We start from the raw sequence: 21276 nt of genomic DNA, 5'->3' as shown, positions 1-21276 counted from the left end.
GCCTCCGGCTCAGCTCACGCTGAGCAGCGCCTCGCGCGAGCTGTAACGCGGCGAAAAGCCCAGCCCGCCCTCGGCCTTGGAGATGTCGGCCACAAACAGGTAGCGCAAATATTCCAGGTAGCGCGGATCGAACGGCAGCGCGTACACCGGCCACAACGCGGCGCTCAGCGTTCTGGCCAGAGCCAGCGGAAACGCGATGCAGGCGCGGCCGACCAGCGGAGCCACCGCGCTGTAGGGCACCACGCCGCGGCCCGCGATATTGAACGCGCCCGGGCTGTCCGCGTCCAGCGCAGCCTTGAGCGCGAAGGTCAGGTCGTCCTGGTGCAGGAACTGCATCAGCGGATCGTATCCCGAGAGCCGCAACATCAGAGGTCGCCTGAGATATTTGTTGAAAAAATAACTCGAGTCCGGGCCGACCACCGGTGCGGCGCGCAGCACGGTCACGCAGCACTCGGGGTAGCGCCGGGCGTGCTCGGCCAACAACTGTTCGACCTCGATCTTGTCGCGGACGTAGGGATATTTCGGGTCGCCGCGCAGCGGGTGTTCCTCGGTCAGGTAATTCGGGTTGTCGGCCCGCGCGCCGTAGCTCACCGTGCTTAGCGGCACCACGATCTTCTCTACCCCCACCGCGGCGCAGGCGTTGAGCACGTGCATTGTGCCTATGGTCTCCAGCTCGTGGGCGCGCAGGTGGTCGTGGCTGGGGCCGCTGAGGAACGCCGCGTGCATCACCCGGCCGATCTGCTCCTCCTCGAGGATCTCGGCCACCAGCGCGTCGGCCGTGGGCAGCGTCAGATCGACGCGGAAGAACTTGGCGCGACCCAGGTCGAACCCCGGCCGCTCGAGGTCGATGCAGACCACTTGCGGGCAACGCGAGTCTGCCAAAAGCTGCTCGAATAGCGCCATCCCGGCGTAACCGCTCAGGCCGGTGACCAGCGTAGGCGGATGCTTCCGACCGCGCACGCGGCGGGTGGAGCTTGTCGGGGCAGCCTCCGGCATTAAGTCTCGTCGCTACTTCTTGGTCTTCTTTTTGGGCACGGCTTTTTTCTTGGGCGCGGCCTTCTTAACCGGCGCAGCCTTTTTTACCGGCGGGGCCTTCTTCTTGGGCGGGGCCTTGCGGACCTTGGCGGCGAGCTGGTCGACCTGGCCGATCAACTCGTCGAGGCGCAGTTCCATCGCCGAGATGCCCTTGTTGACCGAACTGACCTTCTTGGACAGTTTGTCGTAGTCATCCTTGGTCGGCACGTTGACCGCGCCGAGCACCATGGCGACGTTCTTGTCGATGCGCCCCTTGGTCTGCATCGCGTGCTGGATCGTGTTGCCCAGGGCCGAGGCGAACTTGGGGTTGCCCATCAGCTCGTTGACCAGATCGGTCATCTTATCTTCGCCCATTCCGACGATGCGATTCAGCAGATTATCCTTCGTGGCCATTGGACCTCCTCAGAGTGTGGCAGATCAGTCTGTTCTGACGTTGATTGAATCCGGTCCCTTGGGTTTGTCGTTCTCTTTCTCTTGGCCCTCCGGGGAACAGTAGGGGCATCCGCCCGGCGGCGGGCCCTGGGGCTGACTTTGCTGCGGTACGAACTGCACGTTGCCCATGCCCGCCATCTCGTTGAGCGTCTCGGTACGTGTGCGCTCGACCTTGCTCGAGAACGAGCTGACCACCTTAACCAACTTCTTCGAGCCGCACTTGGAGCAGCGACGCCGGCTGCCGAACAATCGCGGCCGCTGGAACATCTTCTCGATAAAGCTGGTGGTCGCGCCGCAACGGCGGCACTCGTACTCGTAGATCGGCACCCATTCCTCCCCGGTGATTGAACCCGACGGTACGCGGTTCGAGATGAATCTAGTGAACCGACCCTGTAAAAGCAAGGCTGCCGTCATGCCGCCCGCGTCGCCGGTTCGCGGTCCGCGACCTGGGCCGTGCAGCTTGACTTGCAGGCGAGGCCGGGCTTAAAAAGGGGCCGCCGCTGGGGGTGTCTCAGTGGATTGAGACACCGCCGCCCAGGCGGGAAACACGGCTCCGCCCTGGAGGGAAGAGATGACTCTACTCGAACAACTCAAGTCCGGCACACTTCCCCAATCCGTGGTTCAGGCCGCGCACAGCGAGGGGCTCGAGCCCGAAAGCCTGGCCGAGCAGGTCGCCGCGGGCAAGGCGGTGATCACGCGCAACCTGCACCGGCCGCAGATCGAGCCGCTGGCTGTGGGCGGCGGCGCGCGGATCAAGGTCAACGCCAACATCGGCACCAGCAAGGACCGCGCGGACCTGCAATTCGAGCTGGACAAGCTGCGGGCGGCGCTCGACGCCGGGGCCGACACGGTGATGGACCTCTCCACCGGCGGCGATATCGACGCGGTGCGCCGCGAGATCCTCGCGCAATGCCCGGTCCCGCTGGGCACCGTGCCGATCTACCAGGCGGTCATCGAATCGATCGCCTGCGGCGTGGGCCTGGCCGACCTCGACCCGGACCTGCTGTTCGAGGTGATCCGCCGCCAATGCGAGGGTGGAGTCGACTTCATCACCGTGCACTGCGGCATCAACCGCAACTCGCTCAAGGTACTGTTGGACAACCCGCGACTGATGGGCATTGTCAGCCGCGGCGGCTCGTTCCTCGTCGAGTGGATGATGCACAACAAGGCGGAAAACCCGCTCTACGAGCGCTATGACGAATTGCTGCAGATCGCGGCCGAGCACGAGGTTGTGCTCAGCTTGGGCGACGGATTCCGTCCCGGATCGATCGTCGACGCCACGGATCCGGCCCAGCTCGCCGAGCTGTTCGTACTCGGCGAACTGACCAAACGCGCGCGGGCCGCGGGCGTGCAGGTGATGGTCGAGGGGCCGGGGCACGTGCCGCTGGATCAGGTGCAGAGCAACGTCGAGCTGCAGAAGCGGATCTGCGACGGCGCGCCGTTCTACGTGCTCGGTCCGCTGGTGACCGACATCGCTCCGGGCTACGACCACATCGCCTGCGCCATCGGTGGGGCGTTGGCCGCCTGGCACGGCGCGGACTTCCTGTGCTACGTCACGCCCAGCGAGCACCTCGGGCTGCCCGACGTCGAGCAGGTGCGGCAGGGAGTGATCGCCTCCAAGATCGCGGCGCATGCCGCTGACCTAGCTCGCGGCCGCGCCGACTCCTGGGCGCTCGACCGCAAGATGAGCGAGCGTCGCGTGGCCCAGGACTGGCCGGGACAGATCGAGTCCGCCATCGACCCAAAACGCGCCGAGGAACTGCGCGCCAACACGCCGCCGACCGAGGACGACGTGTGCACTATGTGCGGGGAGTTCTGCGCAATCAGGGTCAGCAAGCGCGCACTGAATAAGAAATAGCGCCGCCGAACTGTTGCTGTTATTGCTGCGGCCGCAGGTCGAGCAGCGTGGCGCGTACGATCTTGTCGCCGGGCAGCAGCCTGCGCACCACGTCCATCCCCTGCACCACCTCGCCGAACACCGTGTAGCCGCCGTCGAGGTGCGGCTGGGGCGAGAGCGTAAAGAAAAACTGGCTCGAGCCGGTGTCCTTGCCCGCCGTGGCCATGCCCACCGCGCCGGTGACGAACCGCAGCCGACTGATTTCGCACGGCAGCAGCTCGCCGGCCGATCCCCAACCAGTGCCGCGCGGGTCGCCGCCCTGGACAACGAAATCGGGCACAACGCGGTGGAAGATTAGTCCGTTGTACGCGCCGGAACGCGCCAGCTCGCTGATCTGCAACACGGTCAGCGGCGCATCGTCGGTCTCCAGCCGCACGTCGATCCGGCCGCGCGGCGTCTCGATCCGTAGTATGCGCAGCTTGCCGATCAACTGCGCGGCCCGCTCGCAGCGCCCGTCGTCGGACGCGGGCATTTGTTGGGCGAGCATCGAGAGCAGGTCCTCGTTGTAGATCTCGCGCATTAACCTGATCGCCTGCGCCCTGACCAGCCGCTGTTGATCGCGCGTACCCGAGTAGATCGCCGCGCGCACCCTTGACCAGCGCTGGGAGCGCTGGTCAAGGCGAGCCGCGTGCTTGCCCAACGCGTCGAGCAGCGAGAGCCGCACGTCGGGATCAACCTCGTGATGCGCCCGGGGCCAGGCCGCGAGCAGTTCGGCCAACGCGCTCTGGCTCTGGATCGCGCTCAGGGCCTGGGCCGCACCGGCCTTGAGCTGCGGCGGGCTGCCCGGCTGGGAGAGGAACTCCGTGGCCCAGGCCTCGACCTGCTCGGGCAGCTTGTCGGCCAGCGCGTCCAGCGCAATGCACTTGGCTTCGGCCGGAGCCGCCGGGTCTTCGATTACCGCGCGCAGCCCGATGCGGCCCGCCTCTCCACCGCGTTGGGCCAGCGCCTCGGCCCACGAAACGTAGGACAGCGGCGTACTCGCATAGTACTTGCGCTCCACGGTCAGCACGTCGCGGTCTTCCACTGTCTTGCAGGTCGCATAGGCCCAGCGCGCAGTCAACCCGGCCGGCCCGGGCTGACTCACGAGCATCGAGAGCAGGTTGCGTTCGTCCTTGCCGCCCAGTCGGCCCAGGGCGCGCAGCACCTCGAGATCCTCGTTATTGTAAGCCGCGGGCGGACGGCCGCCGCTGCGCCGCAGATGATGGAACAACGCGCCGCTGACCTCCGGGCCCGAACCCAGCGCCAGCAGTCGGATCGCCTCGATCCGCACCTCGAGCACCGGGTCGGAGAGCATCCGCAGCGCAAGGTTCGCCTTATCCGACGCCGCAAGCCGCACCAGCGCCCACAACGCGGCCGAACGCACTTCCGGATCAGGATCATTGAACAGCGCCGAAAGCTCGTCCGCTGTTTCAGTGCGGCCCATCCTCCCCAGCCCGAGAGCCGCACTGCGCCGTAGCGCCGGGCTCGGGGCCTCAAGGGCGCTGAGCAGCAGCGGCAGCGCAGCCTCGTCGTCGATGCGCACCAGCGCGGTAATCGCGTTGAGGCACAGCAACTCGGGCATCGAGCCGCGCATCCCGCCCAGACCCATGGTGCCCGCCTCAACGATCTTCTCCACCCACTCGCGGTCGCGAAGCTTGCCCAGCGCCTCCACGGCCAGGGCGCGGCGCAACAACACGTCTTGGGAGAGGATCGTCGTCGGTTCGACAAGCACGCCGCGCAGGGCTTCGAGCGCCATGGGATCAGGCTTGGCGCCGATTAAGGCCAGGGTCTCGCGGTCCTCCAACTCGCCCAGGGCAAAAATCGCCTCGTCGCGAACGTTTCCCGAGTGCAGGGCCTCGAGCAGCAACGGCAGAGCCACCGGATCGCCGATGCGTCCCAGGGCGCGCAGGGCGCGCGCAGCGATCGCCGGGTCGGGATCACGCGTAAGCTGCGCCAATCCTTCGGTCACCTGCCGCGCGTCCTGGGCTTGGAGGATCGTGACCAGCTTTTCCAGCCCGCGCTCTTCCGCCAGCGCGGATGAGGCGAGCAGCAGCGGCAGGCAGACCAAGGCCAATGCCAAGGCCGTTTTGCGCATATTTACCTCACTTGGTCCAGAGCGATCACTATCGAGACGTGCAGCTCTCCCGGATCGCTTCCATTGAAACAGCTTACGTTGGCCGGGCCGTACTTAAAAGCCCGGGGAGCGGTCAACCGGCGCAGCACTCGCAGCTCGAAGCGCTCCCGCAACTCATCGATCCGCTGTTCCAGGCAGCCCTCGGTGCTGTGCAGCGCCAACGTATCGCCGGGCAGCGCAGTCTCGATCGAGTAACGGTCGAATTCGCGGCCCGAATAGTACGAGGCCTCCAGCGGCAGGTCGCTGTGCAATCGGCCCTGAGTCGCGGCCGCCGCGACCTGCCAGGACCGCAGTCGATCGTCGAACACACCGCGCAGATCCTGGCGCGCATCGGAGAGAATGCCGTAGCTCAGGGCCGCGCTGAGCAACACCAGTAACCCGATCGTCACCGCGACCGCGCTTTGCAACGTCCTGCGTGCCCGCAGCCCGCGCAGCAGCGCGCCAAGGGCCGCCGCAGCGCTCACGTAGACCGCAAAGACCGCGGGCGTGAGCAACCGGTGCAGGTCCGGCGCCCACTGGATCGAGAGCGCCGCGAGCAGCACCGCCACAATCGCCAGCGCCTCGAACGCCAGGCTGCGCGCAAACCCCTTTCCACACAGCGCCGCGACGCAGCCGCAGAGCGCAACGAGGCACCACCAGGCAAACCCGTGTCCCACCAGCGCCGCGAGATAGCCGGTCAGGCCGTGCAGCACGCCCCCGACGCTCAGCCGTGATAGTGAGTAGCCAAAGAACTCGCCGGCGTAGCCGCTGTGCCCCAGCAGCGCCATCCAGCCGACCAGCGCCAGGTAGGGCAGCGCCGCGGCCAGACCCGGCCCCAGCCAACGAGAGAAACCCCGTTGCCGGATGTAGCGATAGTTGGCCCAGGCGCAGGGTGCGATCAGCGCCCAACCCTCGGGACGCGCCAGAGCGGCCAGGCCGCAGGCCAGGTTGAATTTAATCAGGTTCGCGCGGTCGTCCGGATCTAGTCGGCCCCAAAAGAGCCAGGCGTAAAGCAGCGGCACGATCAACGCCGGATTGGGCACGACCCCGGCGCTGAGCGCAATGCAGTGCAACGAGCTCGAGGCGATCAGCACGCCGATCCAGCCCGCGACGCGACTTACCCGCTCGCTCAACAAAAGGTAGAGCGGCACCACGGCCCACGCCCCGAGCAATGCCGCGACCAGCCCGCCGGCGAGCTGCGCGTTGCCGCACAGCGGCCGCATCGCCTGGAGCAGCAGCGGATAGAGCGGCAGCGCTTTGTCCTGCACGGTGATCGACCAGACTGCCAGGCGCAGGCCGTCGGCAGGCATGATTCCGCAAGCGTCGATCAGCGGCAGCCGCAGTGCGACCCCGCCTAAAACCGCCAGCAGCAATCCCAAGCGCTCGGCGCGGCTTTGGGCCCTGCGGCGCTCTCCGCGGTCTGTTAAAGGCTGCTTTGGCACGGTCGATTTATACCATACGGTAATATCCGAGGTTGACAGTGAGCTTAGCCTGGGATTAATTGCACGCCATGGATGCCGTTCGCAAACGTCGACTGACCTGGTTGCAAAAACACCTGGAGTACAACTTCAAGCGGTTGGACCTGCTGCAGTCCGCCCTGACCCACCGCTCGTTCGTCAACGAGCCCGAGGCCGAGGGCGCGGAGCACAACGAGCGGCTGGAGTTTCTCGGCGACGCGGTGATCGAGCTGGTGATCACCGACATGCTCTACAAATCGTGCGCCGACCAGCCCGAGGGTCCGCTGTCGAAGATGCGCGCGCGGGTGGTCAACGGTCGCAGTCTGGCCGCCGCTGCGCTCAACCTGGGGCTGGACCGCTACGTGCAGCTCTCGCGCGGCGAACAGACCACTGGCGGGCGGCGCAAGGATTCGATCCTCGCCGGATGCTACGAGGCGCTGATCGGCGCGCTGTACCTCGACGGCGGCATGCGCCAGGCGCGTCGGCGGTTGGTGGCGGACCTACAGCCCACGGTGCGCGAGCTGCTGGCCGGGTCGGATCTCTACCGCGACTACAAAACCCGGCTGCAGGAAGTCTCCCAACAACGCTTCGGCTCGATCCCGGTCTACACGGTGGTCGAACAAAGCGGCCCGGACCACGCCAAGGTCTTCACCGTGCAGGTGACGATCAACGGCCAGCGCTACGGCCGCGCCAACGGGCCGAGCAAGAAGGAGGCCCAGCAGCGTTCGGCCAAGCAGGCGTTGAACACCATCGGCGATGAGCAGGAGACGGGCTGTGACAGCTGAAAGCGAACTGCGTTCGGGCTACGTCGCGCTGTTGGGCAAGCCCAACGCGGGCAAATCCACCCTGCTCAACTGCCTGCTCGGCCAGAAAATCGCCGCAGTCTCGGCCAAACCCCAGACCACGCGCAAACGCATTCTGGGGATCCTCAACCTGCCCCAGGCCCAGGTGTTGTTCCTGGACACACCGGGCATCCTGGGGCGGACCGACAAGCGGCTGACCGCCTACATGCAGCGCGAGGCCTGGAGCGTAATCAAGGACGCCGACCTGGCCGTGCTGCTCGTCGACTGCCTCAAGCCCGACCGCAGGCGCGACGAACAGATCGCCGATCGTCTGCACGAGGCCAAGATCGCCTGCATCTGCACGCTGAACAAAATCGACAAGATCGACCGGCTCGAGCTGCTGCCGATGATCGAGCATTACAGCGGCCTGCCCGGCGTGTCGCAGGTGATCCCGATCAGCGCGCTCAGCGGCGACGGAGTCGATGATCTGCTGCTCGAGATCGTCAACGCCCTGCCCCCGGGTCCGGCCTATTACCCACGCGACCAGCTCAGCGATCAGACCGAGCGCCTGCTGGCCGCGGAGATCGTGCGCGAAAAAGTCTTCAAGCTCATGCGCCAGGAGATCCCCTACTCCACGGCCGTGGACGTGATCGATTACAGGGAACCCGGCTCGTCCGATGCGCCGGTCGAAATCGAGGCCGAAATCTGGGTCGAACGCGACAGCCAGAAGGGAATGGTGATCGGCGCGGCCGGACGCACGATCAAACTGATCGGCACGCAGGCGCGCGAGGAGCTCGAACAGTTGCTGGGACGTAAGGTCGTGCTGCGGCTGTTCGTCAAACTCAAGCGCGACTGGACCCGCGACCCGCAAGCCCTGGCCGAACTGGGCTACAAACCCGACTGATCTGGCCCGCATTATTCATGAGGGTTCTACTGCGGCCCTCAGGGCATGAGCGAAACTACGCCGCTGCCCTCGGTGCCCACGAAGCAGCTCTTGGAGAGCTGCGTGCTGGGGCACAGCACGTCGTTGCCGCCCGTATAGCCATCGACGATCTTGTCCTGCCAAGCCGTGCCCGCCTGATTGCCCATCAGCAGCAGCAGGCGGTAGTGCACGGCCTCAAGCCCGACGAACAGCGGCTTGCCGTTGTGGCGGCTGTAGGATGCGTCGAAGTTCAGGGCCCACTGGGCGGATGAACGCTCGATGCTCCAGCTCGAACCCAAATCGGAGCTGGACCACACCCCGCGCCTGCCGCCGGCCACCAGTAGCAGCGGGTCATCGGTCGACGCGGCCAGGCACCAGGCCTCCTCACCGGCGGGGGCCGGCAGCTCGATGCTGTTGAACAGGCGTCCGCCGTTGAGCGTGCGCAGCACGGTCGGTCGATCGTCGCACAGCCCGATGATGAAGATCGACTGCGGCAGCAGGGGATGAATCGCCATCTTGTAGAAATCAGCGCACCCCACATCGGCCACATGCAGGCGGCGTTCCCAGGTGACGCCGTTATCCGCGCTGACGTACAGCGCGCGCGGGGTCAGGACGAACATATCGTCGTTGCCCGATTCGACCCCGATCTGCAGCACCGGGCCGCCATCGACAATCCCGTCGTCCGAGGGGATCAATCCATGGGAGTCGTCGAAACGGTAGATCAACGTGTCCGACGTGCGGTCCAGAGCGATCAGCAGCTCGCTGTCTCTGGGTGAAATGGCCAAGGCACTGACCGCCTCGGGCACGCTGCCCAGGGAGGTCCACTTGGGCGGGTCGGCCACCAGCGCACTGAACAGCAGCTCGCCCGAGTCCGTGCCGATGAAAAGATATTTTTCGTCCGCGGCCATCGCGCGCACCACCGTGTTCTCGGGACCCAGAGGATTCACCTCGCCGCGCAACGAGCCCGAAGAGTCGCTGTCGTCGTACGGCCCGTTTCCGGAATCGTAATCCAATCCCTCGCCGCCCGGCCCGTAGTAGTCCGCGTAATCAGTGCAGCACAGGGTCGGCAACAGCAGCGCCGCAATAGCGGCCAGGGCGAGCAGGTGGATAGTTCGCATAGTGCAATTCATTGTCCGCAGCCGTTGAGTGCCTGTCAAATGGCGTTGCTACCCCGGCGGCCCTCTTGCTAAGATCAGCGCGGTCCCAGATGGAGTGAAGCTTGTACAAACCAGCCGCATTGATTGTCGCGCTGCTGTTGATCGCCTGCCTACCTGCGGCGGCATTGCCGCCTGTTGAGCACGTGGACTCGCCGCCGTTCAAAATCAGCACCCGTGTGCCCGAATCAGCGGGCGAGGGCGAGCTGGTCAAGGTCGTGTTCGAGATCACCAACAAGGACAGCCAGCCGCACGTGCTCTACGACATACAGCGCAAGGACTACCCCTGGACCGTCTACACCTTCCAGCGCACGGCGCGCGGAGCGCTGGAGGTCGATCATCAGCAGGGCGGCTACAACTACGACCCGGGGGCGCGCGGAACGACCGAACGCTTTTTCAGCGAAGGCCTGATCTGGCCCGGCCAGACCATCGCGGTCGAGGTCAAGTACCGGCCACTGCAAATGCGCGAGGAGTTCCAGCTGCGCTGGTATCAGTTCTGCGCCTGTGCTGTCGACCGTCTGTTCTGGGTGCCCCAGCGGCTGAGCACGGCGCCCGGCGAGCCGCTGGAGCAGTACGATCCCGAGGACTCGACGAGCTTCGTGCACATCAACGCCCCGGCCCAGCAGCGGCTGCGGGCGGCGCAATCACGCACGGTCAGCCCCGCTGATACGCCCAGCCAGTGGGCGGTGATCTTCCCTGCCCAACGGCTGGGAGAGCTGCTGTTCAAGTCCGGCGATCTTGGCGTGCGCCATCCCGTCGCGCGCCGCGATCCGAATCTGAGCAAGGCCCTGTCGCAGGTGACCACCAGGCCGGACAACGCGACCTTCAGCTTCTATTACAACGCCTGGGTGCTGTGCTATCCCTCGCACTGCGTGCTGATCCGCTCGGACGGATCGTTGGAGAACGTACCCACCAGAGAGCCGGCGCTGTTCGACGATCTGGACAACGCGGGGTCCGCCGTTGTGCAGGTCGAATCCTGGGACGATCAGCTCAAGCGGGCTTTCGAGGTGCGCAAGGGCGACGGCGTGCACACTGTGGGCCAGTTCGTCGAGGTCCCCCGTCAACGGCTGGACGAGCTTTTCAGCTATGCGCGCGAGCGTGGGCTGCTGATTAAATTGCATCCTGTGGGGCTCGAGGGACACTACTTCTTTTTGGAGGGCGAACGTTGAACCGCCTGGCCGACCTGTTCAGCCCGAGCAAGTTCGAGTCGTTCCCGCTGCTGCCCCTGGCCGGAGCAGCGCTGATTGCCGGGCTGGTGCTGTTACTGGCCTTTGGCAGGTACGGCCCGCAGATCGAGTCGGCGCGGCCAATGCTCTACGACAACCACCACCCCGAGTGGTCCGAAATCGCGCCCATGCAAGATTGGCTGCTCGCGCCCACCAAGCTGTACCACCGCGATTTGCAGACCTCGCAGGACGTCAACGGGCGGCCGCGAGGAGAGAACATCGCGCACCTTTCGCAGATGTTCGCCCAGCAACTGGGCGAGGTGAGCCCGTACGATCTGCTGTTGCTGCGCGAGCTGCTCAACGATAAACGCATCGGCAACCGCAACGCCCGGGTGGTCGGCGGCTACTTCCTGCTCGCCGGACTGCTGCTGCTGTTACTCGTGCTCTACAACGGGCTGTTCGGCGATATGCGCCTGGCTCCGCCGGTGCCCGCGGCGCATGCCGCGGATAAGGGCAAGCGTAAAAACCCGAAAAAAAAGTAATTGCGCGACGCACTACTCCATCAGATTGCTGCCGCTGATCGCGCTGTGGGCGCTGGTCTCACTGCTGAGCGCCGAGATCTTCCTGCGCACGGATCACGATAAGTTTTGATGTTATCCAACATTATTCCCCACCCCACTCTCGCCGTTTGGCGGGTCGCAGCAACACAACTATGGTAAAAATCGTAACGCTTTTAAGTTGATCGGTAATGCGACGTGTGATATTCAGGCGCAAAATTGGGCACAATATCAACTGAGGAACGCAGATGCCCGAGGACGAACAGGCGCAGAGCATAAAAACACGAGGTCGCGGCCCGGCATATATTTTGCTGGCCGCGACATTGTCGATCTGCGCTCTGGTCGCCGGATACCTACTCTACCTCAAACCCAATCAGCTCGCCCTGCGCGACTTCGCGCCGCGTTGCGGCCCGGCCCTGGCGGAGCAACTGGCCGTTGATCCCGAACTGCTCGAGCTTCAGGCCGACGAGATCTCCGCCGCACTGCCCCAGGACCGCATCGCGCTGTCGCTGCGGATGCTGTATTTCAACGGCAGGCTACGGCCGGTGTTCTTTGACGGATATCAACCGCTGCCCGCGGCTAATACGCTGCTCAAGAGAATCGAGCGGCTGCGCTTCGATGGCATCGACCCCACGTCCTATGGAGTGGATTACAACCGCGAGCGGATCGCCGCGATCCAAAGCGACGCCCGCGATCTGATCGATCGCTTCAGCCTCGAGATCACGCTGTGGCAGGAGCTGCGACTGTGCCTGGAGCTGGGCAACCTTCGCGACCTGTCGCACGAGCAGCTGGCCGCAAGGCTGCTGGACCGACTGCAGCAAGCTGATGCGGGCAGCGCCTATTCCAAGCCAGTGGAACAGGTCTCAGGGCTGGACCGCGAACTTCGGGCGCTGGAGGGCCGCGCGGCCCGGCTGGACGTGGAGCTGGCCCGCGACCTGGAGCGCATGGCGCTGCAGATGGGCCTGCCGCGCTCGCGCCTGGGCTCGGTCTTGGCTGTGGCGCGCAATGATCTCGACGCTGCGCTGGCTGCACTCGATCCGCGAATGCTCGACTATGCCGGATTGCAACGCGCGATGGAGTTCTATCTTAAACTCGACGCTCGGGACGTGATCGAGCCGATCGAGCCGCGCTCGCGTTTCACCAAGCTTCGGCGCAACAGTCGCGGCCCGCTGGTCGAACAACTGCAACGGCGGCTGGGACTGGAAGAATTCTACCAAGGTCCGGTCAGCGGCTTTTTCGACCTGGCCACGCAAGATGCGGTCAAGAGCTACCAGGAGCACCATCAGCTCACGCCCGACGGTGTGGCGGCGCGATCGACCTTCAAGGCGCTCAACGTGCCGATCGATATGCGCGCGGCGCAGATCGCCCTGGCAACGCAAAAGCTGCGCGAAACGCCATGCCGCTGGAAGCCCTTCTACTTCCGGGTCAACATCCCGCAGTACGAGGTCCACGTGGTGCGCGAGGGCGAGCTGCTCCGCAAGCATCGCATCGTGGTCGGCAACCGCAAGAAGGACAACAACACCCCGGAGTTCGTCGACGAGATCGAGTTCGTCGAGTACAACCCCTTCTGGAACGTGCCCGAACGGATCGTCGAGGAGATCGTGGCCAAGGCCGAACTGGCCGAGGACATCGACGATTACTACAAAGTCCGCGGTTACAAGCTGCGCGAATCAAGCAGCGGACGGCTGTACATCACTCAGAAGCCCGGCGCGGGTAATGCCTTGGGCAAGGTCAAGATCCTCTTTCCCAACCACCACGACGTTTACCTGCACGATACTCCGAGTAAATACCTGTTCAACCGCAGCTATCGCGCCTACTCCCACGGCTGTATGCGCCTGGAAAATGCCCTGGAGATGGCCCAATGGCTGATCGAGCAGGACGGCCACCCCGAGGCGGCCAACACCGAACGGATGTTGCGCTCGGGCAACAACCGGCGGCTGGAGCTGCGCACCAAAATCCCGATCCATATCGAGTACGTCACCGTGGCGCTGCACGATGACGGCCGGGCGATCTTCCTCACCGACATCTACGGCCGCGATCGCCAACGGGTGAAAGAACTACTGGATAAGTAAGCGTTAGGGCTTGGTTTTGCATCTCGTTTCTGAGATAATCACACGATTATATGTTGCCGATGCTGCCCTACGGCAGGTTGGCGGGAGTATACGTTTGCGACGACTGCTACTGATCGCCCTACTAAGCTTGCTACTGCTCGCGCCCGCGGTGTGGGCCGAGGAGGTCGCGTCCGATCAAGGCGAATCCGACGAATCGACCTCCGAGCAGACTGTCGAGCAGGGTGAACAGGCCGAGGACCAGGATCAGAACTCCGCCCAAGCCGCGTCCGACCAGGACTCCCTCGACGAATTATCGATAAATAAAGAGCTGCCCCCGACCGTGGAACAGCCACCTAAAGCGATCGACGTCAGCCAGCGCGTGCCGATGCCCGAGGGCGTATGCATGTCCTGGGGCGCTCCGTCAAACGGCCTGCTGATCAACGGCGTGCAGTTCCCCGACGGCCCGGGCTACTTTGTGCGCCGCTCGCACCACGACTTCTCCACGCCGGAACTGATCTCGGCAGTGCTCTACGCCATTGAGACCGTGCAGGTCACCTACCCCGGGACCCACGACATTTACATCGGCGATTTGAGCGCTCCGGGCGGCGGATCGTTGCGGCCCCACGTCTCCCACGAGAACGGCCGCGACATCGACATCGGCCTCTACTTCAGCGACGGAAGCGCGCGCGGCCATTTCGTCACAATGAACGAGGGGAACCTCGACGTACCCAAAACCTGGACGTTGATCGAGGCGATGATCGAGAACGGCAAAGTCCAGTACATCTTCCTGGACTACTCGCTGCAATCGATCTTCTACGCCTACTGCCGCGACAACCTGAAAAAATCGGCCGCCTTCCTCGAGACGGTCTTTCAATATCCCCGCGGACGCCGCGTACGCCAGGGGATCATCCGTCACTCGCGCGGACACCACAACCACCTGCACGTCCGCTTCTATTGCCCGAATGCCGTGGCTGCGGCCGACGGATTTACGCCGACCCAGACCGATTTCCAGCTGGCACGCCAAGGGCGGATGATCGGCAGCGGCTCCCAGGTCGACTACGAGCCCGGAAGCGCGCGCCCGCGCCAGACCGCGAGCTACTCGCCCTCGCGCAGGGCAGTGGCCAGCTCGAGCGTGTCGCGCAGGGTTAAGCGCGACGGGCCCTCGCTGATTTACGTGGTGGCCGAAGGCGACTCGCTGAGCACGATCTCCTCGCGTTTTCTCGACCCCGCGGTCACCTCGTCCAACATCCGTGCCTGGAACGGGCTGAGTCGCTCCAAGAGGCTCTACCCCGGACAATCGCTGGTGGTCTACACCAGCGAAGTGCCGCCGCTGCCCGAACGCGAACCGAGCATCGAGCAGATGGTCGCCGACAACAGCGAGCTGGTGATGGAACAGGCCGTGCATAATGTCGAGTCCGGCGACTCGCTGTGGACGATCTCGCGCCGTTTCAACTGCCGGATGAGCGACCTGTGCCTCTGGAACAAGATCAAGCCCTCGGACAAGCTGCAAATCGGCCAGGTGCTGATCGTCAAACGCGTAACGCGCAAACTCTACGCCTCGCTCGAGCTGTCCTACGACGCCCAGGTCTACGACGAGTCCGATCCGGTCTCCTCCTTCAGACCGCTGAACCAGCTGCCCTACTGCAACCAACCGTGTAACTAGTCGACTTGAGGCCGGTCGCGCCGCAATTTCGGATCCTGGACATGCTCAGAACCATCGCCGCGCTGACGCTGGCCGTACTGCTGACCGCTGTTCCGGCCGTGGCCGCCGATCCGGTCCCCGCCACCCTGGCCCAGGCCCAACAGGTCCCGCAGATGCAGCCCCAAAGCTTTGTCTCGGACCGCGGTTATCTTTGGCCGCTGCTGACGCCGATTCGCATCTCGGGCAACTTCGGCGAATACCGCATCGGCCACCCTCACGCGGGGCTCGACCTGTCGACCTACGGCGTGATCGGCACGCCGGTGGTGGCTGTGGCCGACGGCTGGGTCTGCCGCGCGCGCACCAGCGCCGTGGGTTACGGCAAGGCGCTGTACATCCGGCTCGAGGACGGCAACACCGTGGTCTACGCCCACCTCGACGGAATGATCGACGAAATCTGGACTCGAATGCGCGCCTATCACCGGCAGATCGGCTCGTACGAGGCCGACCTGTTCCTAAAGCCCGGCGAGATCAAGGTCACGGCGGGCCAGGTGATCGGCTACGCGGGCAACACCGGCACCAGCTCGCCGCATTTGCACTTCGAGCTGCGCGGCCCGGACAACTGCCCGCTCAACCCGTTGACCCACGGCTTCTTCCGCGACGACAGCATCCCGCCCCAGCCGCTGGAAATCTTCATCGATCCACTGAGCCACGACGCCACGGTCAACGGCGGACGCTCCAAGCCGGTGCTGCCGCTGGTCAAACGCGACGGTCACTACAGCTCGGGCAGGCCGATCTCGATCAGCGGCGAGGTTGGATTCGGGCTGCGGGTTATCGACCGCATCGACGGCTCGGACCGCATCCTGGCGCCCTACCAACTGCGCGCCGAGCTCGACGGCAAGACGATTTTCCTCTCGCAGTTCCAGCGCTCCTGCTACGAGCACAAGCAGGTGATCAACTACGCCTACGACCTCGAGCTGTACTTCCGGCACGGCCACGGCTATCACCGGCTGTTCCGCAAGTGGGTCGAGCAAACGGCCTTTGACCTGGATGGCGATGGCGTAATCCGCGATCTGCCCCAGGGCGAGCACACGTTGCGGTTGATCGCCACGGACGTCTCGGACAACAGCACGGTGGTCGAGCTGACCTTGATCGCCAACCGCGCGCCCGAGCTGTTCCGCATCGAGACTGAACAAACGCGCGTGCTGCTGGGAGGCAGCGACCCTGACGGCGAGCCCAACCTGCTCTTGGAGAGCGCCTGGTCCGCCGACCACGGACGCTCGTGGCATGCGGCCACAACGCACGCGCTTGACGCCGGACGTTGGGAGCTCGAGCCGCCCATGGGCCGAGCGCTTGAGGGCCTGCTGATCAAAGCGCGGACCCAGGACGGGCACGGGCTGCATTCCCCATGGCGGCTGTTCTACGCTCGACCCACCATCGAACAGGCTGCCGCACTGCCGCAGATCTCGATCAGCTACCGGCTGCGCGAGCTGTACACCGAGATCGTGATCAACACCGCAGAGCCGCTGCTGCGCGAGCCCACGGTAAAGGTCAGCGGAGGGGGCGAGGACGAGGTGCTGCTGCCCGGCGTCTGGCAGGGCAACGGCCGTTACATGGCGATCCTGGACAACAACAACATCGTCTCGACCCCGCTGTCGATCAGCGCCAGCGGACGCGACCGCCAAGGCCGCGAGGTCCGCGCAAACATTGCAGCGCCGCTGCAGCTCGCGCGCGGGGGTGCCAGGCTTAAATCGAACGACGGCCGGTTCGCCGTGCGCCTCGGCCGGGGCACGCTGGAGCGTCCGTTCTACACCACGCTGGAACAGACGACTGTCCCCGAGCCCAAACAGGGCCTGCAACAGGTGGGAGCGGCCTATTGCATCGAGCGCAAGGGCGTGCCCCTGGGCGGCAAAATCGGGGTGAGCATCAAGCTGCCCGAGGGCCAGACCCCAAACGGCGTGGGAGTCTACTACTACGACTCCGGCCGCTGGTGGCAGATGGGTTTTAACCACGACCCAGCCTCGCGCACCATCAGCGGACGGGCGCCGCAACTGGGCACTTTCGCGCTGATGCGCGACGTGCAACGGCCGTACATCAAGTGGACCGGGCCACGCGCCAACGCCAAATTGCGCAATGCGCGACCGGCTCTGAGCTTCGTGGTCAGCGACGCGGGCTCGGGCATTCCGGCGGGCAACACGGTCCTGACCCTCGATGGCCAACGCGTGGTGGGCGAGAGCAACGGTCCGCGAGGCTGGATCAAATACATCCCGGACCAAAATCTGGAGCCCGGCGAGCACACAATCAAACTTCAAGTTACCGATCGCGCGGGCAACAGCCGCTCCCTGGAGCAAAATTTCAAGATTTTGCAGTAATAATTGGTCGATTTTCGGTCATTTTGTCTCTGCCCCGAAACATCGTACTCAAATCATTAAGTACTTGTTTATATACGTTTTGTTAGCTATTTGTGTAGCATTTCAACACGATGAAGCCCTTTCAGTGTCACATTATCATTACACTTGGGCCCGGGGCGCACTATAAGTCTATAACTATACAATAATGTAATCGCTGCCATTTACCACGTCTATCGAAAACTCCTGGTTTTGGCACGACACTTGTATTGTTTTCACCACGGTTCGTGGCGGCGACATTCACAACATTGATTTGCACCATGAGTCGCCGCCATGGCCCATCGCCGGTAGTCATGCGTAGGAAACAATAATGCAAAGACAACTGATGGCAAGCCTGCCACTCCCGGTACCCAAGGGCGCAAGCCCGGCTTATCAGTTTTCTTGGTTGGTGGTCGCTTCCCTCCTTAACCGACCGGCAAACAGCAAAACCGTCACATCATGCTACAACCTGCTTCATTTTCAGGCTCCCAATGATAGCCCATATCATCCTCTTACCGTGGAGTATTGCCGGGAGGCGACCACCGCCATTACCCCCCATCAGATCGATGCTCAACCGCGCCCCTGGAACCGGGTAGCAACTGATTAGTAAAACCCGGAGAGCGCAATGAGCGAAATCTCGCAGTTAATCCTCGACGTGGGCATGAACATGCTGTCGCATCAGGCCGATAGTATCGAGATCTCGATCCGCGAGACCAACGGGTCCAAACCACGGGTGGAGATCACGGTTATTGACGACGGTCGATTCGAGGCGGACGCGCCCAGGTCGTTTGACTTTGACCAGGATTACTTCGAGCGCTCCCGGGGCTTGCAGCGGTTGCACGCCCTGGCCAAGCAGTGCAACGGCCGTTGCGCCATCACCCACATCAAGACCGGCGGCACCAAAGTCAGCGCCATGCTCAACACCCAGGGCGACGCCCTGCCGCCGATCGGCGACGTGCCGCGGATGATGATGTGCCTGACCGCGGCCAACCCCTACGGCCGGATCCGCCTGGTGCACACCGTGGACCGTCGGCGCTACGAGTACGACACCGCGGGCCTGCGCGCCCGACTTCACAAGATCAGCTTGCACGACCCGCAGGACATCATGCGCATTCGCAGCGAGATGTCCGAGCAGGAACGGACCCTCCGGGCCGGCTAAACTTTAATCGACTGCTAATAATTCAGATCGAGATGCGAGCGGACCTCAATGGTCAGCGGCGTGTCCGGCCCGGCGGACAGTCCGGCGGTCCGCATTGACCAGCGATCCCATTTATTGACGCTGGGCGCGAGCAGCGGTCGACCGTTGACCAACAGCTCGTCGATCGGCCCGGCCAGCGAAAGCCGGGCGTCCACCGACAGCGGTCCGTCGAGCCCGCTGATCACTACGCGCAAACCCTGCGGCAGGCGCTCGATCGCCAGATCGAAGCGCGTGGCGCCGCAGCTCGTCCCCTCGAGCCGCGCGAAGTCCATGCCTGCGGGCAAATGCGGGGCAACAACAATCCGGCCGCGGGGCGCGTCGAGCTCCAGGCCGAACAGATAACGCAGCATGGCCGCGGCGTCGACCCCCGCCTCCCACGAGCGGTAGGCCGCGGTCTGGTCGGTCTGGACCCCCTGGTCGTCGTAGCGGTAGACCAGGCGGCCGAAGTCGTCGACCACGTGGTACTCGCTGACCGTACCCGTGGGATGGAAGAACTCGGAGTAGCCCGCGAACAGCGCCTCGGCCTGCGGATGGTCCAGCTGCGCCAGATTGTCCAGGTAAAAGCCGTAGCTCATGCCGGTACAAATCCCGCGATGGAAACCCATCAGCCCGGCCAGAGCCTGGTAATAGGGATGCAGCGGCGAGTAGACCAGGCCGCGATGCGCGGGCAGCAGCTCGATGATTGACTCGAGGTTGGTATAGGCCCGCGGGTCGTCGCGGTCGAGGTACCCGCACCACAGCGGCTTAAGCGTCACGTCGACGAACGGCTCGTCCAGCGGCTGCAGCGAATCGATCTTCAGCGCCGGAGAGTAGCAGCGCTCGTCGGACAGCCAGTAGAAGCGCTCGGTGCACTGGCGCACATCGTCAGCCAGTCGACGGTATTGCGCGGCGTGTTCGGGCAGGTCCAGCTCGAGCGCGGCGCGCTCCATGAACTGGGCCGCGGCCACGAACAGGAACGAGGAGTTGGCCGAGAGGTGCGTCTCGCGCAGGCCGCTTCCAGCCCAGATCCCCTGGGCAGCGGCCAGGCTGCCGCGAAAGGTCTCGTCGTCGGAAAACGGCAGCAGGCAGCCGTGGCGCAGGTCCTGGTGGATCAGCGCGTGGCGCAGCATGCCGTAGCGTTGGCGCAGCAGTTCCCAGTCGCCGCTGGCCTGGACGTACTCGCGGTAGTGCAGCACCGCGTAGCTCACGCTCTCCGCCGCCTCGCGTCCGCTGCCGGTCGGCAAGCTCTCCCAGTCCGGCTGCGCCTTGGGCAATCCGGCCACGTTGATTGGCAGCGCGTTGGCTGTCCCGCCGTTGTCCAGCGCGGCCAGCCAGTAGTAGTCAAGCATCGCGCGATACTCATCGATGCGCCCCAGCAGCGGATAGAGTAGCGCCGGGCCCATGATGTCGCGCAGCCAGGTGAACGAGTAGCGGCTCATCTCGCAGACCGCGCCGCTACTCGCGGTCTGCACGCGGATCGCCACCAGCAGCGCCTCGAGCAGTTCGTCAAAGCGTTGATCCGAGGTGCGTACTTGCGCGCCAGCGGCCATCCACGAGCGCCAATCGTCGATGGTCGCGGACAGCAGCGCCTCGGGATCGCTCTGGAGCGCTTGCCGCAGCACGGTGCGCGCGTCCGAGCCGTCGGCAAAACTGATGAAGAACGCACAGATGAACTGCTCGCCGGGCTGCAAATCACCCACGCGCACGCGCAGCACGCCGTCGCGCGATCGACAGCGCAACGGGTGGGCGTTGGTGCCGATGGCCAAGTTGCGCCCCGTGCCCTCAATGCGTTCGACGATCAGCTCGTCGGACGAGCTGCCCAACACGCTACGCAACTCGAGTTCCAGATCGTCGACAGCCTGCGGCCCGTTGTTGTGGACCACGCTCAGCCGCACCAAACAGCGCTGGGCAGCGCTGCCCTCGATCATGGCGCCTCGCGGCGCGAAGTCGATGCTGTACAGCGAAAGGCCGTCGCGACTGCGGTCGATGACGTTTACCGCCGTGCCCGCCACGCGCCGGATGCGCTGCCGCTCCCAATGCACGCGGCGCAGTCCGCGACGCAGCTCGAGTACGATGTCCGAAAAAAAGCGCGACTCCAGCTGGTAGTCCGGACCCGCCACATTGTGCAACGTGTCCAGCGGCAGGCTCAGCCCCTCAAGGGCGAAAACCTGGCCATTGCCCACGGCCATGCCGCCGAGCAGCCGCGCGGGGTAGGGATCGTTGCGCAGATACGATTGATCCCAGCTCGAGAACTCGAACAGCTTGGGGCGCTGCTCCAACCACGGCGGCAAGGCCGGATCAGCGGGACGCTCGAGCAGCGGCGCGCGCAGCGTGGCCGGTACCTCGGCACCGTTGAGCATCACGGCCTGGCAGCCGCAGAACAGCAGCGCAATCAGTACAATCAGGACCGTCATTTTTTTCACAGTGCGCGAATTCTAACAGCTCGGGCGTGGGACTTGGGGCGAGAGCAGATGAAAAAAAGGGGACGGCCCGGGCCGTCCCCTTGTGGCTGACGTATCGCTGATCGA

The 21276-nt window shown here is 64.5% G+C and carries 16 protein-coding genes; 9 read left to right on the top strand and 7 right to left on the bottom strand.

From position 1 onward, the window contains the following. Nucleotides 1–9 precede the first annotated feature (9 nt). Genes P9M14_01865 through P9M14_01855 form a run of 3 tightly spaced genes read right to left on the bottom strand, consistent with a single transcriptional unit; the run spans nt 10 to nt 1794 of the window. Complete coding sequence (locus tag P9M14_01865) at nt 10–996, bottom strand: NAD-dependent epimerase/dehydratase family protein (protein ID MDP8254473.1); 987 nt, start codon at nt 994–996, stop codon at nt 10–12. Nucleotides 997–1008: 12 nt separating this feature from the next. Further along, the gene (locus P9M14_01860) at nt 1009–1428 is read right to left on the bottom strand and encodes a hypothetical protein (GenBank protein ID MDP8254472.1); all 420 of its coding nucleotides are present in this window, start codon (nt 1426–1428) and stop codon (nt 1009–1011) included. A gap of 24 nt (nt 1429–1452) precedes the next feature. Continuing rightward, nucleotides 1453–1794: a zinc ribbon domain-containing protein gene (locus P9M14_01855; GenBank protein MDP8254471.1), complete on the bottom strand. Its 342-nt coding sequence runs from the start codon at nt 1792–1794 to the stop codon at nt 1453–1455. Between the two features lie 244 nt (nt 1795–2038). On the opposite strand from P9M14_01855, the gene thiC reads away from it, so the two are divergent. Continuing rightward, nucleotides 2039–3325, top strand: a complete 1287-nt coding sequence (gene thiC, locus P9M14_01850; GenBank protein MDP8254470.1) for a phosphomethylpyrimidine synthase ThiC — start codon at nt 2039–2041, stop codon at nt 3323–3325. Nucleotides 3326–3344: 19 nt separating this feature from the next. Here the strand turns inward: thiC and P9M14_01845 are convergent, their stop codons facing one another. Both P9M14_01845 and P9M14_01840 read right to left on the bottom strand, forming a co-directional pair. Continuing rightward, the gene (locus P9M14_01845; protein MDP8254469.1) at nt 3345–5438 is read right to left on the bottom strand and encodes a peptidylprolyl isomerase; all 2094 of its coding nucleotides are present in this window, start codon (nt 5436–5438) and stop codon (nt 3345–3347) included. A gap of 2 nt (nt 5439–5440) precedes the next feature. Then, nucleotides 5441–6898 carry a glycosyltransferase family 39 protein gene (locus P9M14_01840; GenBank protein ID MDP8254468.1) on the bottom strand — a complete coding sequence of 486 codons (1458 nt, stop codon included), beginning with the start codon at nt 6896–6898 and terminating at the stop codon, nt 5441–5443. 68 nt (nt 6899–6966) lie between these two features. Here P9M14_01840 and rnc point away from each other — a divergent pair, with 68 nt between their 5' ends. Both rnc and era read left to right on the top strand, forming a co-directional pair. Next, complete coding sequence (gene rnc / locus P9M14_01835) at nt 6967–7698, top strand: ribonuclease III (protein ID MDP8254467.1); 732 nt, start codon at nt 6967–6969, stop codon at nt 7696–7698. Then, on the top strand, nt 7688–8599 hold the full coding sequence (era, locus tag P9M14_01830; GenBank protein MDP8254466.1) for a GTPase Era: 912 nt from the start codon (nt 7688–7690) through the stop codon (nt 8597–8599). The genes rnc and era overlap by 11 nt, the downstream gene beginning before the upstream one ends. 38 nt (nt 8600–8637) lie before the next feature. Here the strand turns inward: era and P9M14_01825 are convergent, their stop codons facing one another. Continuing rightward, a complete protein-coding gene (locus P9M14_01825; GenBank protein MDP8254465.1) occupies nt 8638–9735 on the bottom strand; it encodes a hypothetical protein in 1098 nt (365 codons plus the stop codon). 101 nt (nt 9736–9836) lie between these two features. On the opposite strand from P9M14_01825, the gene P9M14_01820 reads away from it, so the two are divergent. The 6 genes from P9M14_01820 (at nt 9837) to P9M14_01795 (ending at nt 18730) form a co-directional block, all read left to right on the top strand. Continuing rightward, complete coding sequence (locus P9M14_01820; protein MDP8254464.1) at nt 9837–10940, top strand: hypothetical protein; 1104 nt, start codon at nt 9837–9839, stop codon at nt 10938–10940. Continuing rightward, the gene (locus tag P9M14_01815) at nt 10937–11479 is read left to right on the top strand and encodes a hypothetical protein (protein ID MDP8254463.1); all 543 of its coding nucleotides are present in this window, start codon (nt 10937–10939) and stop codon (nt 11477–11479) included. Before P9M14_01820 ends, P9M14_01815 begins: the two co-directional genes overlap by 4 nt. A gap of 263 nt (nt 11480–11742) precedes the next feature. Then, nucleotides 11743–13566 (top strand): L,D-transpeptidase family protein, encoded by a 1824-nt coding sequence (locus P9M14_01810; GenBank protein MDP8254462.1) that lies wholly within the window; start codon nt 11743–11745, stop codon nt 13564–13566. Between the two features lie 94 nt (nt 13567–13660). Beyond that, nucleotides 13661–15208: a penicillin-insensitive murein endopeptidase gene (locus P9M14_01805; protein MDP8254461.1), complete on the top strand. Its 1548-nt coding sequence runs from the start codon at nt 13661–13663 to the stop codon at nt 15206–15208. Between the two features lie 41 nt (nt 15209–15249). Continuing rightward, complete coding sequence (locus P9M14_01800) at nt 15250–17556, top strand: peptidoglycan DD-metalloendopeptidase family protein (GenBank protein MDP8254460.1); 2307 nt, start codon at nt 15250–15252, stop codon at nt 17554–17556. Nucleotides 17557–18196: 640 nt separating this feature from the next. Continuing rightward, a complete protein-coding gene (locus P9M14_01795) occupies nt 18197–18730 on the top strand; it encodes an ATP-binding protein (protein MDP8254459.1) in 534 nt (177 codons plus the stop codon). Between the two features lie 14 nt (nt 18731–18744). Here P9M14_01795 and P9M14_01790 read toward each other — a convergent pair whose 3' ends face one another. After that, entirely contained in the window at nt 18745–21162 is a 2418-nt protein-coding gene (locus P9M14_01790) for a hypothetical protein (protein MDP8254458.1), read from the bottom strand. Nucleotides 21163–21276: the final 114 nt, after the last annotated feature.

It is taken from the genome of Candidatus Alcyoniella australis (genome assembly GCA_030765605.1).
Classification (GTDB): domain Bacteria; phylum Lernaellota; class Lernaellaia; order JAVCCG01; family Alcyoniellaceae; genus Alcyoniella; species Alcyoniella australis.
Note: the sequence above shows the minus strand (reverse complement) of the source record. Positions and strands in the feature narration are given on the sequence as shown.

What these genes read in the sequence shown, in the direction of transcription:
- P9M14_01810 (MDP8254462.1), top strand. Translation starts at nt 11,743, where the DNA reads ATGCCCGAGGACGAACAGGCGCAGAGCATAAAAACACGAGGTCGCGGC.
- P9M14_01865 (MDP8254473.1), bottom strand. Translation starts at nt 996, where the DNA reads ATGCCGGAGGCTGCCCCGACAAGCTCCACCCGCCGCGTGCGCGGTCGG.
- P9M14_01790 (MDP8254458.1), bottom strand. Translation starts at nt 21,162, where the DNA reads ATGACGGTCCTGATTGTACTGATTGCGCTGCTGTTCTGCGGCTGCCAG.
- P9M14_01860 (MDP8254472.1), bottom strand. Translation starts at nt 1,428, where the DNA reads ATGGCCACGAAGGATAATCTGCTGAATCGCATCGTCGGAATGGGCGAA.
- P9M14_01800 (MDP8254460.1), top strand. Translation starts at nt 15,250, where the DNA reads ATGCTCAGAACCATCGCCGCGCTGACGCTGGCCGTACTGCTGACCGCT.
- rnc (MDP8254467.1), top strand. Translation starts at nt 6,967, where the DNA reads ATGGATGCCGTTCGCAAACGTCGACTGACCTGGTTGCAAAAACACCTG.
- P9M14_01795 (MDP8254459.1), top strand. Translation starts at nt 18,197, where the DNA reads ATGAGCGAAATCTCGCAGTTAATCCTCGACGTGGGCATGAACATGCTG.
- thiC (MDP8254470.1), top strand. Translation starts at nt 2,039, where the DNA reads ATGACTCTACTCGAACAACTCAAGTCCGGCACACTTCCCCAATCCGTG.
- P9M14_01845 (MDP8254469.1), bottom strand. Translation starts at nt 5,438, where the DNA reads ATGCGCAAAACGGCCTTGGCATTGGCCTTGGTCTGCCTGCCGCTGCTG.
- P9M14_01825 (MDP8254465.1), bottom strand. Translation starts at nt 9,735, where the DNA reads ATGCGAACTATCCACCTGCTCGCCCTGGCCGCTATTGCGGCGCTGCTG.